Annotated in this window: 13 protein-coding genes and 1 pseudogene; 5 read left to right on the top strand and 9 right to left on the bottom strand. The window is 65.3% G+C overall.

Translation table 11 applies throughout. From position 1 onward, the window contains the following. The first annotated feature begins 3 nt into the window (after nt 1–3). The 3 genes from H8A92_RS22715 (at nt 4) to H8A92_RS22705 (ending at nt 3,490) form a co-directional block, all read left to right on the top strand. Nucleotides 4–1,452: an aldehyde dehydrogenase family protein gene (locus H8A92_RS22715; protein ID WP_229197830.1), complete on the top strand. Its 1,449-nt coding sequence runs from the start codon at nt 4–6 to the stop codon at nt 1,450–1,452. Between the two features lie 224 nt (nt 1,453–1,676). Further along, nucleotides 1,677–3,218, top strand: a complete 1,542-nt coding sequence (gene garD, locus H8A92_RS22710) for a galactarate dehydratase (protein ID WP_229197829.1) — start codon at nt 1,677–1,679, stop codon at nt 3,216–3,218. 98 nt (nt 3,219–3,316) lie between these two features. After that, entirely contained in the window at nt 3,317–3,490 is a 174-nt protein-coding gene (locus tag H8A92_RS22705) for a hypothetical protein (protein ID WP_229197828.1), read from the top strand. A gap of 28 nt (nt 3,491–3,518) precedes the next feature. Here the strand turns inward: H8A92_RS22705 and H8A92_RS22700 are convergent, their stop codons facing one another. Both H8A92_RS22700 and H8A92_RS22695 read right to left on the bottom strand, forming a co-directional pair. After that, nucleotides 3,519–5,024, bottom strand: coding sequence for a CYTH and CHAD domain-containing protein (locus H8A92_RS22700; protein WP_229197827.1), 1,506 nt, complete (start codon nt 5,022–5,024; stop codon nt 3,519–3,521). Nucleotides 5,025–5,120: 96 nt separating this feature from the next. Continuing rightward, entirely contained in the window at nt 5,121–5,381 is a 261-nt protein-coding gene (locus H8A92_RS22695; protein WP_229197826.1) for a hypothetical protein, read from the bottom strand. 218 nt (nt 5,382–5,599) lie between these two features. Here H8A92_RS22695 and H8A92_RS22690 point away from each other — a divergent pair, with 218 nt between their 5' ends. Next, nucleotides 5,600–5,776: a hypothetical protein gene (locus tag H8A92_RS22690; protein WP_229197825.1), complete on the top strand. Its 177-nt coding sequence runs from the start codon at nt 5,600–5,602 to the stop codon at nt 5,774–5,776. Between the two features lie 44 nt (nt 5,777–5,820). Here the strand turns inward: H8A92_RS22690 and H8A92_RS22685 are convergent, their stop codons facing one another. The 6 genes and pseudogenes from H8A92_RS22685 to leuC all read right to left on the bottom strand — a co-directional run bounded on the left by H8A92_RS22685 (nt 5,821) and on the right by leuC (nt 11,751). Beyond that, nucleotides 5,821–6,693 carry an ABC transporter permease gene (locus H8A92_RS22685; RefSeq protein WP_229197824.1) on the bottom strand — a complete coding sequence of 291 codons (873 nt, stop codon included), beginning with the start codon at nt 6,691–6,693 and terminating at the stop codon, nt 5,821–5,823. Then, nucleotides 6,690–7,523 carry an ABC transporter ATP-binding protein gene (locus tag H8A92_RS22680; protein ID WP_229197823.1) on the bottom strand — a complete coding sequence of 278 codons (834 nt, stop codon included), beginning with the start codon at nt 7,521–7,523 and terminating at the stop codon, nt 6,690–6,692. The genes H8A92_RS22685 and H8A92_RS22680 overlap by 4 nt, the downstream gene beginning before the upstream one ends. Further along, nucleotides 7,520–8,581, bottom strand: a complete 1,062-nt coding sequence (locus H8A92_RS22675; protein ID WP_229197822.1) for an ABC transporter substrate-binding protein — start codon at nt 8,579–8,581, stop codon at nt 7,520–7,522. The genes H8A92_RS22680 and H8A92_RS22675 overlap by 4 nt, the downstream gene beginning before the upstream one ends. Beyond that, nucleotides 8,581–9,714: a 3-isopropylmalate dehydrogenase gene (gene leuB / locus H8A92_RS22670; protein ID WP_229197821.1), complete on the bottom strand. Its 1,134-nt coding sequence runs from the start codon at nt 9,712–9,714 to the stop codon at nt 8,581–8,583. Before leuB ends, H8A92_RS22675 begins: the two co-directional genes overlap by 1 nt. Then, nucleotides 9,711–10,346: a 3-isopropylmalate dehydratase small subunit gene (gene leuD, locus H8A92_RS22665; protein ID WP_229197820.1), complete on the bottom strand. Its 636-nt coding sequence runs from the start codon at nt 10,344–10,346 to the stop codon at nt 9,711–9,713. Before leuD ends, leuB begins: the two co-directional genes overlap by 4 nt. Nucleotides 10,347–10,348: 2 nt before the next feature. Then, a pseudogene (leuC, locus tag H8A92_RS22660) lies at nt 10,349–11,751 on the bottom strand (3-isopropylmalate dehydratase large subunit). A 145-nt stretch (nt 11,752–11,896) separates the two neighbouring features. On the opposite strand from leuC, the gene H8A92_RS22655 reads away from it, so the two are divergent. Continuing rightward, a complete protein-coding gene (locus H8A92_RS22655) occupies nt 11,897–12,685 on the top strand; it encodes an IclR family transcriptional regulator (RefSeq protein WP_229197819.1) in 789 nt (262 codons plus the stop codon). Between the two features lie 335 nt (nt 12,686–13,020). Here H8A92_RS22655 and H8A92_RS22650 read toward each other — a convergent pair. Beyond that, the coding region (locus H8A92_RS22650; RefSeq protein ID WP_229197818.1) for an alanine dehydrogenase at nt 13,021–13,621 on the bottom strand (601 nt) is incomplete at its 5' end.

Genomic DNA, 13,621 nt, shown 5'->3' with positions numbered 1-13,621 from the left:
AACATGACCGCTCACCAGAAGAACTTCATCGCCGGCGAATGGATCGACGGAACGGGCATCACGCGGGACATCAACCCCTCCAACACCAAGGATGTGGTCGGCGAATACGCCAAGGCCGACAAGGCGCAGACCGAAAAGGCGATCGCCGCGGCGAAGGCCGCCTTCCCGGCCTGGGCGCGTTCGACGCCGCAGGAGCGCTTTGACGCGCTGACCAAGATTTCCGTCGAAATCCTCGCCCGCAAGGAAGAGCTCGGCCGCCTGCTCGCCCGCGAGGAAGGCAAGACGCTCCCCGAGGGTATCGGAGAGGTGGCGCGCGCCGGGCAGATCTTCGCGTTCTTCGCCGGTGAAGCGTTGCGGCTGATGGGCGAGAAGGGTGCGTCAGTGCGCCCCGGTCTCGATGTCGAGATCACCCGCGAGCCGGTCGGCGTCATCGGCATGATCACGCCGTGGAATTTCCCGATCGCGATCCCGGCCTGGAAGATCGCGCCGGCGCTCTGCTACGGCAATTCCGTGGTGTTCAAGCCGGCCGAGCTGGTGCCGGGCTCGGCGCATGCGCTGTCCGAGATCATCGCGCGCTCCGGCATTCCCGCCGGCGTGTTCAACCTCGTGGTCGGCTCGGGCTCGGTGGTGGGCCAGACCCTGCTGGATCATCCCGACGTTGCCGCGATTTCGTTCACCGGCTCGGTGCAGACCGGCCGCAAGATCGCGCAGGCCTGCGTGCTCTCCAATCCCATGAAGAAGTTCCAGCTCGAAATGGGCGGCAAGAACCCGCTGGTCGTGCTCGACGACGCCGACGTCAAGGTCGCGGTCGAAGTCGCCGTCAACGGCGCCTATTTCTCGACCGGCCAGCGCTGCACGGCGTCGTCGCGCCTGATCGTCACCGCAGGGATTCACGACCGCTTCGTCGCGGCGATGACCGAGCGCATGAAGGGACTTTCGGTAGACGACGCGTTGAAGAGCGGCGTGCATGTCGGCCCCGTCGTCGACCAGAGCCAGCTCGACCAGGACCTCCGCTACATCAAGATCGGCCAGGACGAAGGCGCCCGCCTGCACTGGGGCGGCGAGCTCTTGAACCGCGAAACGCCCGGCTTCTATCTGCAGCCGGCGCTGTTCACCGAGACGACCAACCAGATGCGGATCGCGCGCGAGGAAATCTTCGGGCCGGTCGCCTGCGTGATCCGCGCCAAGGACTATGAGGAGGCGCTCGCGATCTCCAACGACACCGAATTCGGCCTCGCCTCGGGCATCTGCACCACAAGCCTGAAATACGCCTCGCACTACAAGCGCAACAGCGAGGCCGGCATGGTGATGGTCAACCTGCCGACCGCCGGCGTCGACTACCACGTGCCGTTCGGCGGCCGCAAAGGCTCGAGCTACGGCGCGCGCGAACAGGGCGCCTATGCCCGCGAGTTCTACACCACGGTGAAGACGGCTTACACGTTCCCGGGTTGATCATGAGGTTGCGACCATCGCCACGACGGAAGTCCCCGCCTCTCCCCTTGTGGGAGAGGCCGGAACGCATCGTCAGATGCGTTCCGGGTGAGGGGTTACGCTCTCTCGTGGGACCTGTTCCCCCTCACCCGGCGCTTCGCGCCGACCTCTCCCCGATGGGGAGAGGTAAACCTGCGCCGCGCCACGGTGCGCCAAACTCTCATTACTCTTGAGGAGCGCCATACATGGACCAGTCGATCGGCGCGCAGGAGCAGCCCCGCTACATCAAGCTCAACGAACGCGACAACGTCGCGATCGTCGTGAATGATTTCGGCCTGCCCAAAGGCTCCCGCTTCGCCTGCGGCCTGACCTTGCGCGCTTTCGTGCCGCAGGGCCACAAGACCGCGCTGGAAGATATCGCCGAAGGCGCGCCGATCGTCCGCTACGGCGAGGTGATCGGCCATGCGCTGTCGCCGATCCTGGCCGGCGAATGGGTCGACGAGGCGCGCATCCGCATGCCGGACGCACCGCCGCTCGATCAGCTCGAGATCGCGACCGCGGTGCCGCCGGCGCTGCCGCCGCTCGAAGGCTTCACCTTCGAGGGCTTCCGCAATCCCGACGGCTCGGTCGGCACCAAGAACATCCTCGGCATCTCTTCGTCCGTGCAATGCGTCAAGGGCACGATGAAATATGCGGTCAGGCGCATCCGCGCCGAGCTCCTGCCGAAATATCCCAATGTCGACGACGTCGTGCCGCTGACGCATGCCTATGGCTGCGGCGTCGCGATCACGGCGCCCGATGCTGTGGTCCCGATCCGTACCCTGCAAAACCTCGCGCTCAATCCGAATTTCGGCGGCGAGATCCTGGTCGTAGGACTCGGCTGCGAGAAGCTTGCGCCCGAGCGGCTGGTGCCGGAAGGTGTCAGCGATGCCATCGTGCGGATGCAGGACGAAGCCTTCGACGGCTTCGGCGCCATCGTCGATGCCATCATGACCCAGGCCGAGGCCCGCCTGAAGGTGCTCAACGCCCGCACGCGCGAGACCTGCCCGGCCGCCGATCTCGTGATCGGCCTGCAATGCGGCGGCAGCGATGCGTTCTCCGGCGTCACCGCCAACCCCGCGGTTGGTTTCGCCGCCGACCTTTTGGTGCGCGCCGGTGCCACCGTGATGTTCTCCGAAGTGACCGAGGTGCGCGACGCGATCCAGCTGCTGACCCGCCGCGCCGTCAACGAGGACGTCGGCCGCGCGCTGATCCGCGAGATGGCCTGGTATGACGCGTATCTGGCCCGCGGCGGCGCCGACCGCAGCGCCAACACCACGCCCGGCAACAAGAAGGGCGGCCTCGCCAACATCGTCGAAAAGTCCCTCGGCTCGATCGTCAAGTCAGGCTCCGGGCCGATCGCAGGCGTGCTGTCGCCGGGCGAGAAGGCGCGGCAGAAGGGCATGCTGTTCGCGGCGACGCCGGCGAGCGACTTCATCTGCGGCACCTTGCAGCTCGCCTCCGGCATGACGCTGCAAGTCTTCACCACCGGCCGCGGCACGCCCTATGGCCTGGCCGCCGCGCCCGTCATCAAGGTCGCGACCCGCAGCGAACTGGCACGGCGCTGGAAGGACCTGATCGATTTCGACGCCGGCTGCATCGCGACCGGCCAGAAGACGATCGAGGAGACCGGCTGGGACCTGTTCCGCCTGATCCTCGACGTCGCCAGCGGAAAAACCAAGCCGTGGTCGGACCGCTGGGGCATCCACAACGACCTGACGCTGTTCAATCCCGCGCCGGTGACCTAAGGCAGGCCCGTAACGCCGATTAACCGTCCGTTAGCCACGCCTCCAGAGGCCGGGGAACGCCGCAATTCGATTCAAATTGTCTGGGCATGGAGGCAACCATGAGCCGGACAACCCGCAACCTCAAGGATCAGGCCGACCGTGCCGAGCGCCTGGCGCGCACCGGCATGGACCAAGTCACCGTCGAGCGTCTGCGGGCCTACGCTGAAGAATGCCGCAACCAGATCGCAGCGGCCGAGCAGGAGAGGCAATTGGCAGCACCCCCGCCGGCATAGATGCCCGGAATTCGCCGGCACGCGATCGTCAAAACTTCGCAAGTCCGCGCACTTCCTTTGCAGCGATTTTCATCAATGGCTTGACCGTCTGTTCCTCGCGGCCGAGCACAACGCCAGAGGCAAAGGCACGAGCGCGCTCCTTGCGATGCGGAGCCTTCAGCGCCGCGTCAACGGCGAGCTTGCGATGCGCAACGAAATCATTGAGCGAACCAAGCGCGTCCTGAACCCGCTTCAGATGCCGGGACAACCGCGCAAGCAGCTTCCGCTCGCGCTTGCCATCGAACAGGCTTTCGAAGAAATCGATCGCGTATCTGATCTTCTTGGCCCTGATGCGCACCTTGTGCCGCTGCCGGGCTGATAGTTGATCGAGGCGCCGCCCCTCCTTGCGCAGCTTCTTGATGCGGCGATGCAGCAGCGCGACGGCGAATTTGCCGATCGGGCCCCCCTCATCCGCCGCAGCAATGGTTTGGTTCGTTGCTATCCATTGCAGCGTGCCGATCAGCAAATTCCGGTAGCGCGGCGAATCGACCGCCTGCCGCGCCTGCGCGAAAGCCTGATCGCGGCGGCCGGAGAACTCCTGGCGGATCGCCCGGCCGCCCCGTCGCAGCAGCACATCGTGCGTTGCGGGCTCGATCTCTTCCTTGACGAAGACGTCGAGTTCGCGCGCCGGCGCAAGTGCGCCGGTCAGCCACTTCAGCTCGCCCTTGACGTCTTCAGTCGAAGCCCTGGACAATATCTTGGAGAACAGCGAAATCGCCGCCCGCAGCCGACGCAGGCCGACGCGCATCTGGTGGATGCCTTCCGGGTGGCCCTCGCGAACCGCATCGACATTCGAGGAGAAGTGGCGCAGCGCCGAGCGCGCGATCACCCGAAAGGCCTCGCCAGCTGTGCACTCGGAATCAAGCACAACACTTTCGGCCGAGACGGCGATATGCTGCTCGCCGCCGGCAAGCTCATAGCCGCGATCGGCCTTCGAGCGGAGGTCGAGCTCGGCGTCCGACCGCCGCTCCAGCTCCCTGGCGATCCGGAACAGATCAAGCAGCCGTCCACGCTTCAGTTCGAGCTCGATCTCCTGGATCGGACGGGACCGATGACCGGCCGTGGCCTGCCCGCGATCGATCGCAAGCTCGATCTCGCTCCGCTTCGTGCGCAGCGGCACGGTGATGCGCCGCACCGAGGTCTCGAACACCGGCTTCAGCTTGTGGCGCAGCCTGCCTGACGCGAGACTCTCGAGCGGCGTACCTTCGGCCTTGTCGAGATCGAGCGAGCCATCGGCGAGGCCGGTCTCCCACTCGCCGCGTTCAAACCGTGGACCTGCCCCGGACTTGATCGTCTGAACATGGTCGTGGCCGTCCCAGCGCACCCGCAGCGTCAGTCCATGCCGCTTCAGCTTGTACTTCCCGGTATCAAAATAAGTCGAGAGCAGATCGCTCCCGGATGGCTCACCGCTCTTGCTGCCCGCGATCCGTGGCTTCTCCAACGCCTTCAGCTTGCGCGGCGGAACGCGAAATTTAAGCTCTGTCTCAGCGGCCATTGCCTCTCCGCGTATCGGACGCCGCGATCAACCCACAAGCAAAAGTCCGCCGCGATGGCACCGCGGCGGACCTTGGATCACGCGGCGCTTCGGCTGTTAGTCGTCGTCATCGTGATGGATGACCGTCTTGCTGCGGTTACCGAACTCGTCCTGCTTCTTGATGACGGTGGTCCGGTCGCGGCGCGGCTCGCGCTCCCTGATCACGGTGGTGCGGTCACGATCGCGGTCGCGATACTCGGGCGCCTGGCCGACCGTCACGCCGGCGCCGACGGGACCGGCACGAACACCGATTTCATCGGCGAACGCAGGCGAAGCGATCGCAGCCACCATGACCGCGGCGAACAGATATTTTTTCATGACGTCTCTCCTCCTCCAGTTGCGACGCGAGGGGGGAACGTCGGCTGCGACATAGCGTTCCTATGTCGATCATGATGCAGATGCTCACGCGCTGATGCGGAACATTGCGCGTGGAACTTCGCTGAACAGGCCTTCACGTGTGTGGCGAAATGCTCATGTTCCATGCGTTGAATAGCCTGATTTGATGCCCCACGTCTTCCTCAACAGGAGGACGTTCCATGAAGCAATCGCAGCACTTCCTCGACAATGCCGAGAACTGCGCGCAGCTTGCCGAGCGCGCCGACGACGAGCCGACCTACAATCGCTTCAAGCGAATGGAAGCAGCGTGGCGCGCGCTGGCAATCGAACAGGATTGGCTCGACGGTAAGACCTCGCCATCGCAAACCGCAGCGTGAATGAAGGCCCGTGGCGGCAGATGCGACGCAGCCGCGGGCCTCGCCTATTCGGCGCCGCGCTGCCGCTGCCAGCGCAGCAGATAGGCCTGCAGCCGCCAGATGATCGCCGACAGCACGACGCCGACCAGCATCAATACCACAACGGCGACCATCATCCCCGAGGCCTCACCGCGCGCTTCGGACTCGATGATGAGCCGGCCGATGCCGCGCTCGGCGCCGATGAACTCACCGACGATGACGCCGATCAGCGCGAACGAGATCGCAGGCGTCAGCGACGCGAACACCCAGGCCATGGTCGAGGGGATCACGACCGTGCGGGTGATCTGCCATTCGCTGGCGCCGAGCAGCCGCGCCGCATTGGTAAAACCTTCGTCGATCGAGCGCGCGCCCTCGAAGGTGTTGAAGAACACCAGGAAGACGACAACGATCCAGGACGTCACGATCTTCGACATGTCGCCGATCCCGAACGCCAGCACGATGATCGGCGCCAGCGCGATCCGCGGGATCGAATTCACCGCGGTGATGAAAGGCTGGAAGATGGCACTGAGCCGGTCGGATCGCCCCAGGATCAGCCCGGCGACGAAGCCGGAGACCACGCCGGTGACGAAGCCGAAGAAGGTGTTCTTCAGCGTGATCGCGGTCGCCGCCCAGAGATTGTTCTCGTTGCGCGCCAGGCACTTTCCAAAATCGCCGTTGAACCAGCCGTTGAAGGCGCCGAGCTTCGAAGTCAGGCAGCTCTGGATCAGGAAGTTGTCGAAGATCATCGACGGCTTCGAGATGAAATATGGGTCGAGCAGATCGGGCACCAGCCACGGCAATCTGGTGCGGAGATCGTAGCCCCATTGCCAGACCGACAGCACGATTGCGCAGATCAGGACCTGCCAGCCGACCGTACCGAGCGCGCTGTACCTTTTCATGCGCTGCGGCCCTTGACGAATTCCTCGCCGAGCGAATGCCAGATGTGCTGGAACAGTTCGGCATAATGCTCCGTCTCGCGCACCTTCACCGCATCGCGCGGACGCACGAAATCGACCTCGAACATGTCCTTGATCCGGCCCGGCCGCGCCGAGAACAGGATGATGCGGTCGGCCAAGGTCAGCGCCTCGCCGAGATCATGGGTCACGAACAACACCGTCTGCTGCTCGCGCTCCCAGATCCGCAGCAGCACCTCGTGCATGTCGATCTTGGTGTGGGTGTCGAGCGCGCCGAACGGCTCGTCCATCAGCAGGATCTGCGGCTCGACGATCAGGGTCCGCATCAGCGCCGCGCGCTGCCGCATGCCCCCCGACAGCGCCGACGGATAGGCGTTCTCAAATCCCCTCAAGCCGGCCTGCGCGACGCATTCGGCGATGCGCTCTCTCCGTTCGTGCGCCGGCACACCCGATAGCTCCAGCCCGTAACCGATATTGTCGCCGACGGTCCGCCACGGAAACAGCGTGTCGCGCTGGAAGACGTAGCCGACATTGGGCGTCGCCTTGCCGGGCACGACCCGCTTGCCGTCGATCAGAATCTCGCCGCCGGTTGGGCGGATCAACGAGGCGATCATGTTGAGCACCGTGCTCTTGCCCGAGCCCGACGGCCCAAGCAGCGCGACGAACTCGCCGCGGCGCACGTCGAACGAGACGTCGCGCACCGCCTCGATCGTGGTCCTGGCGAGTTGGAACGACTTGCTCAGGCCTTTGACCTCGACGCGGCGATCGGCCGAGGCCCGCGGCGAAACGGGTGCGCTCGTCTCGAGCGTGCTCAACCCGGATAGGCCTTTCGCGCCGCTTCGATGAGGTTGGAGTTGACCACATCCGCGATTTTGAGCGGCTTGATGCCGGTCATCTCGCGGAACCAAACTTTTTCGCCGCGCGCGAAGCTCGCCGCGTCGACAATGCCCTCATAATCCGCGACCTTCTGGATCGCCGTGATCTCCAGCAGATTGGCTTCGCGCGAGGTGCTGCCGACATAGGGCTCGATGGCGTCGTAGACCTCGGCCGGCTTGTGCGCCTTGATCCATTGCGACGCACGCCACAACGCGGTGACGTAGGCCTGCATCTTGGCCGGGTCCTTGTCGATGGTGGCCTGCAGCGTGAAATGCGCGGTCACCGGCACCTTTCCGCCGATATGCTTGTTCCAGATCGCCTCGTCGGTACCGTCGAACAGCAACTCGCCCCAGCCCTGCTGCTGCGCCTCGTTGAGCAGCGACAGCGAGCTGACCAGGATATCGACCTGCTTCGACTTCAGCGACCCCAGCATGGTGTCCACATTGCCGGTGCCGATCCAGGTCACCTTGTCGTCGAGCCCCATGGTTTCCATGTAGTAGGACGCCCAGACATGGTTGGTGCCGCCGAGCGAGGAGACCGAGACGATCGGCTTGCGGCCGTCGGGCCGCTTCCACTGCGTGAAGGCCTCCAGCGAGTTGATGCCCTGGTCCTTCAGATCCTTGCGCAGGATGAACATCACCGAGTTCGATCGCGTGTCGACCGGCAGCAGCACGCGCCCGCCGCGGCCGTGATTGGTCAGCTGCATCGGGTGGGTGACGTCGCCGATCCCGATATCGCCCTGCGACGAGGCGATGATCTCGCGGGTCTTGACGCCGCTGCCGCCCTGCACCAGCTTGCAGTCGAGCCCGGCCTCCTTGAAGTAGCCGATACGGTCAGCGACGAACTGCGTCTGATAGACCGGCACCGCGACCGGATAGATCGCCCGTCCCGCGGCCGCCTGCGCCCATGCCCGCCCTGTCGCCAGCGCCGCGCCACCCGCGGCGATCACCGTCAGGGCGGATCGCCGCGAAATGTGGGGCATGGCGACATCAGGCATCACGCGTGCTCCTTGGCCGATATCTTGTCGAGCGCACTGAGCACCGCGTCGCCCATCTGGACGGTCGACAGCCTCCTCGCGCCAGCTTCCGCAATGTCGGCGGTCCGCGCGCCGGAAGCAAGCGCGGTCTGCACCGCCTGCTCCAGCAGGTCCGCATCCTCGGGCCGGTTCAAGGTCAGCCGCAGCAGCATCGCGACGCTGAGGATCGAGCCGAGCGGATTGGCGATGCCCTTGCCCGCGATGTCGGGCGCGCTGCCGTGCACCGGCTCGTACAGCGCCTTGCGCCGACCGAAGCGGTCGACCGGGCCGAGCGAGGCCGACGGCAGCATGCCGAGCGAGCCCGAGGCCATCGCCGCGCAATCGGACAGGATGTCGCCGAAGATGTTGCCTGTCACCATCACGTCGAACTGCCGCGGCTCGCGCACGATCTGCATCGCGGCGTTGTCGACATAGAGATGGGTCAGCTCGACGTCGGAGAACTCCTCCTTGTGCAGCCTGATCACCTCCTCGCGCCAGACCACGCTGGTCTCCAGCACATTGGCCTTGTCGACCGAGCACACCTTGTTGCGCCGGGTCCGCGCCAGCTCGAACGCCGACCGCGCCACGCGGCGGATCTGGTTGGTGGTGTACTGCTCGGTGTTGAAGCCGCGGCGCTGGCCGTCGGGCAACGTCTCGATGCCGCGCGGCTCGCCGAAATAGATGCCGCTGGTCAATTCGCGGATGATGACGAAATCGACGCCGTCGAGCACCTCGGGCTTGAGCGGCGCAGACGCCGACAGCGCCGGGCTCGCCATGATCGGACGCAGATTGGCGTAGAGGTCGTATTTGCTGCGCAGCCCGAGCAGACTGCCGGCCTTGCGCGCGGCTGCGGGCACTTCGGTGGTCTCGGGCCCGCCGGTCGCGCCCCAAAGGATGGCGTCGGCCTCGTCCATCGCCTCCGCGGTATCCTCGGGCAGCACCTTGCCGGTCGCCAGATACGGGATCAGGCCGTATTGCGCCTCGCGCAAGGTCATCGGCACGTTGCGCTTCGCCGAGAACCAGTCGAGCACGCGGCGCGACTGCGCGGTGACCTCGGGGCCGATGCCCTCGCCGCCGACCACGGCGACCTTGACCATGTTGGATTGCGTGCTCATGCAGATATCCTTGTCGAGTGAATCCAGGGCCGCGCGGTGCGGTCGGAAGCCTGGAAGGCGTGGATCTCGTCGTCGCGCTGCAATGTCAGCGCCACCTCGTCGAGCCCCTTCAACAGCCCTTCGCGCCGCCGCGGGTCGATCTCGAACGCATGCCGCGCGCCCGACGGCGAGACGATGGTCTGCGCCTCCAGGTCGATCGAGACCTTGCCCGCGCCCTGCGTCGCCTCGATGTCGGCGGCGAGTTGATCGACCACCGCCTTGTCGACGACGACAGGCAAAATCCCGTTCTGGAAGCAGTTGGCGAAGAAGATGTCGCCGAAGCCGGAGCCGATGATGGCGCGGATGCCACGTTCCTGCAGCGACCACACCGCGCCCTCGCGCGACGAGCCGCAGCCGAAATTCGGACCAGTGACGAGGATCTCCGCCTCCCGGTAGGGTTCGCGGTTGAGGATGAAATCCGGATTTTCCGAGCCGTCGGCCAGGTAGCGCAGCGAGCCGAACGCCCATTTGCCGAGCGTGCCGCGGATTCCGTTGCCCACCAGGCGCTCAATGCGGATGATCACATCAGTGTCGATATTGCTGCGCATGATCGGCGCAGCGGTTGCTGTGAGCTTGTCGAACGGTTTCGGCATCGTCAGCGTCCCATCATCCTGACATCGGCGATCGCGCCGGCAATCGCCGACGCTGCCGCGCTCGCGGGGCTCGCCAGATGCGTCCGCGCACGCGGCCCCTGCCGGCCGACGAAATTGCGATTCGAGGTCGAGACCGAGCGCTGCCCGGGCGCCACCACCTCGCCATTGGCGGCAAGACACATCGAGCAGCCCGGCTCGCGCCATTCGAAGCCGGCCTCGATGAAGATCTTGTCGAGCCCTTCGGCTACCGCCTCGCGCTTGACGTTCTCCGAGCCCGGCACCACCCAGGCGCGGACCCCGGCCGCGACCTTGCGGCCGCGCGCGACCTCGGCCGCGGCGCGGAGATCGCTTAAGCGGCTGTTGGTGCAGGAGCCGATGAACACCCAATCGACCGGCGTGCCGGCGATCGGCGCGCCGCCTTGCAGGCCCATATATTCGAGCGCGGTCTCGATCGCGGCGCGGCGTGCGGGATCATCCACCGCCTTCGGATCGGGAATGATGCCATCGACGCCGACGACGTGCTCGGGGCTGATGCCCCACGTCACCTGGGGGATGATCTTTTCGACGTCGATCACGACCTCGCGGTCGAACACCGCGTCGGGATCGCTCGGCAGATCGCGCCAAGCCTTGACCGCCAGATCCCACATCTCGCCTTGCGGCGCATAGGGACGGCCGCGCAGGAATTCGAAGGTCATTTCGTCGGGCGCCACCATGCCGATCTTGGCGCCGAGTTCGATCGAGAGGTTGCAGATCGTCAGCCTTCCCTCGATCGGTAGCGCGCGGATTGCACTGCCGGCATATTCGACTGCGTATCCGGTGCCGCCGGCGCGCCGACGCGCCCGATCAGCGCCAGAATCATGTCCTTGGCCGTGACGCCGAGCGGCAGCTTGCCCTCGAAGCGGACGCGCAGCGTCTTCGGACGCTTCTGGATCAACGCCTGCGTCGCCAGCACATGGGTGAGCTCACTCGACCCGATGCCGAACGCCAGCGCACCGAGCCCGCCATGGGTGCAGGTGTGGCTGTCACCGCAGACGATGGTCGCGCCCGGCAGGCTGAGGCCGAGCTCGGGCCCGATGACATGGACGATGCCCTGGCCGGGCTGATCGACATCGAACAATTTGATGCCGCTCGCCGCTGTCTCGACGCGCAGCGCGGCGAGCAATTCCATTCCGATCTTGCTGGTTCCGGCGCGGCCGGGCGCCGTCGAGAGCGCGTGGTCCGGCGTCGCGAATGTCAGCTCGGGATTGTGAACCTTGAGGCCACGGCTCTTGAGATCGAGCAGGCCGCGCGAGCCGCCGAGATCGTGCAGCAGATGGCGATCGATATGAAGGAGGTCAGTGTCATCGCTCAAACGGGCAATGACGTGCTGGTCCCAGATCTTCTCGAGCAAACTTCGGCCGGGCATCCGCCTTCCCCTGCTCTCTGCGTTTCCATGCGACTTGATCTTATTGACACCAATCTGTGCCAAAGTTGTCGTCAAGTGAAGCAGTTTCGGCCTAACATCACATATGTGATGGAGGCCCGGTACCTGACCCGCCGCGGAGACAGCCATGCCGAACGCGAATAAGACGGCCATTGTCAAATCGGCCATGCGGGTGTTTGCAGTTCTGGAGTTCTTTCGGGAAACGAAGCGCGCCGCTTCCGTGACTGAAATATCTTCCGCGCTGGAGATGCCGCAATCGAGCACGTCCGTGTTGCTGCGCAGCCTCGTTGAATTGAACTACCTCGAATACGAGCGAAAGACCCGGCGCTTCATGCCGAGCTACCGGGTCAATCTGCTGGGTGACTGGATCCGTCGTTCTCCGTTCCGTGACAAAAAGCTCACCGATCTGATGGAAGAGCTCTGGACCGCAACGGGCGGCGAAACCGTCATGCTCGGGCAACAAGCCGGCGCGGCCGGGATGCGATATCTGCACGTTGTCCCCGGCGGCTCCCAGCTTCAGTACACCGCACATGCCGGTCAAATACGACCGATGGTTCGGACCGCGCTCGGACACGTGCTGCTGAGCCAAATGCCGAACACCAAGATTCGCGGCATCATTCGTCGCAACAACGCCGAGGAGCCCAGTCAGCCGGCGCGCGTTCGCGAAGCGGTCTTTCTTGAGGAGGTCGAGCGCATTCGCCGCCGCGGCTTCTCGGAGACAGGCGGCCGCACGACGCCGGGCGCAAACACGATAGGCATGCTCGTTCCCCTGCCGAAGCGACGCGCTCCGCTCGCGATCGGCATCGGCGGCCCCATCGAGCGAATTGCGGCAAAGCGCGCGCAGATCATTGAAGTCATGCAGAGCCGGCTGAAGGGACTGACCGATGAAGGCGGATCGGGATTCATTAAGAAGTGACTTCCCATCGTGCGGATGACACAGCCGTAGCTCGGATGGAGCGAAGCGCAATCCGGGGCCAGTCCCTCAGCATAAAGGGCGGCCCCGGATTTCACTTCGCTGCTTCCGGGCTACAGACTTCGCGCAATCCAGATTACGCGACGGCACAACACGCTCAATGTCGTCCCGGCGAAAGCCGGGACCCATAACCACGAACGCCTATTGTCTTGCTCAGCTGTGTCGACGAATCCTCTACAACATCCGCCGCGGACTATGGGTCCCGGCTTTCGCCGGGACGACGGTGGGAAAGGCTGCGAAGGGTCGCAAATGCTACGACGCCAGCGCTTCCTCCGGCATCACGGCCGACAGATGCTGGCTCTCGGCGACGCGCGGTTGGTGATGCGGCCGCGATGGACGTTGAGGCCGGCGCGCAGATGCGGATCCTCGACCAGCGCGCGCAGTCCCCTGGAGGCCAACGCCAGGCCGAACGGCAGCGTCGCATGGTTGAGCGCGTGGCTCGAAGTGACCGGCACCGCGCCCGGCATGTTGGCGACGCAATAATGCACGACCTCGTCGACCAGGTAGGTCGGCGCCTGGTGCGTGGTCGCCTTCGAGGTCTCGAAGCAGCCGCCCTGGTCGATCGCGACGTCGACCAGCACCGCACGGCGCTTCATGCCTGCGAGTTGTGCGCGCGACACCAGCTTTGGTGCGGCGGCGCCAGGCACCAGCACCGCGCCGATCACGACGTCAGCCGCAAAGACTTCCTGCTCGATCGCCTCCAGCGTGGCGTAGCGGGTGCGGACGCGGCCGATGAAGAGATCGTCGAGCGCGCGCAGCCGCGGCAATGATCGATCGAGGATGGTGACGTCGCTGCCGAGCCCGGCGGCCATCCGCGCCGCGTGGGTGCCGACGACGCCGCCGCCGATGATCGCAACCCGCGCCGGCGGCACGCCGGGC

This window comes from Bradyrhizobium acaciae (assembly GCF_020889785.1).
Lineage (GTDB): Bacteria > Pseudomonadota > Alphaproteobacteria > Rhizobiales > Xanthobacteraceae > Bradyrhizobium > Bradyrhizobium acaciae.
The sequence above is the reverse complement of the archived record's forward strand: the minus strand, read 5'-3'. Positions and strand labels throughout refer to the sequence as shown.

What these genes read in the sequence shown, in the direction of transcription:
- H8A92_RS22715 (WP_229197830.1), top strand. Translation starts at nt 4, where the DNA reads ATGACCGCTCACCAGAAGAACTTCATCGCCGGCGAATGGATCGACGGA.
- garD (WP_229197829.1), top strand. Translation starts at nt 1,677, where the DNA reads ATGGACCAGTCGATCGGCGCGCAGGAGCAGCCCCGCTACATCAAGCTC.
- H8A92_RS22705 (WP_229197828.1), top strand. Translation starts at nt 3,317, where the DNA reads ATGAGCCGGACAACCCGCAACCTCAAGGATCAGGCCGACCGTGCCGAG.
- H8A92_RS22700 (WP_229197827.1), bottom strand. Translation starts at nt 5,024, where the DNA reads ATGGCCGCTGAGACAGAGCTTAAATTTCGCGTTCCGCCGCGCAAGCTG.
- H8A92_RS22695 (WP_229197826.1), bottom strand. Translation starts at nt 5,381, where the DNA reads ATGAAAAAATATCTGTTCGCCGCGGTCATGGTGGCTGCGATCGCTTCG.
- H8A92_RS22690 (WP_229197825.1), top strand. Translation starts at nt 5,600, where the DNA reads ATGAAGCAATCGCAGCACTTCCTCGACAATGCCGAGAACTGCGCGCAG.
- H8A92_RS22685 (WP_229197824.1), bottom strand. Translation starts at nt 6,693, where the DNA reads ATGAAAAGGTACAGCGCGCTCGGTACGGTCGGCTGGCAGGTCCTGATC.
- H8A92_RS22675 (WP_229197822.1), bottom strand. Translation starts at nt 8,581, where the DNA reads ATGCCTGATGTCGCCATGCCCCACATTTCGCGGCGATCCGCCCTGACG.
- leuB (WP_229197821.1), bottom strand. Translation starts at nt 9,714, where the DNA reads ATGAGCACGCAATCCAACATGGTCAAGGTCGCCGTGGTCGGCGGCGAG.
- leuD (WP_229197820.1), bottom strand. Translation starts at nt 10,346, where the DNA reads ATGCCGAAACCGTTCGACAAGCTCACAGCAACCGCTGCGCCGATCATG.
- H8A92_RS22655 (WP_229197819.1), top strand. Translation starts at nt 11,897, where the DNA reads ATGCCGAACGCGAATAAGACGGCCATTGTCAAATCGGCCATGCGGGTG.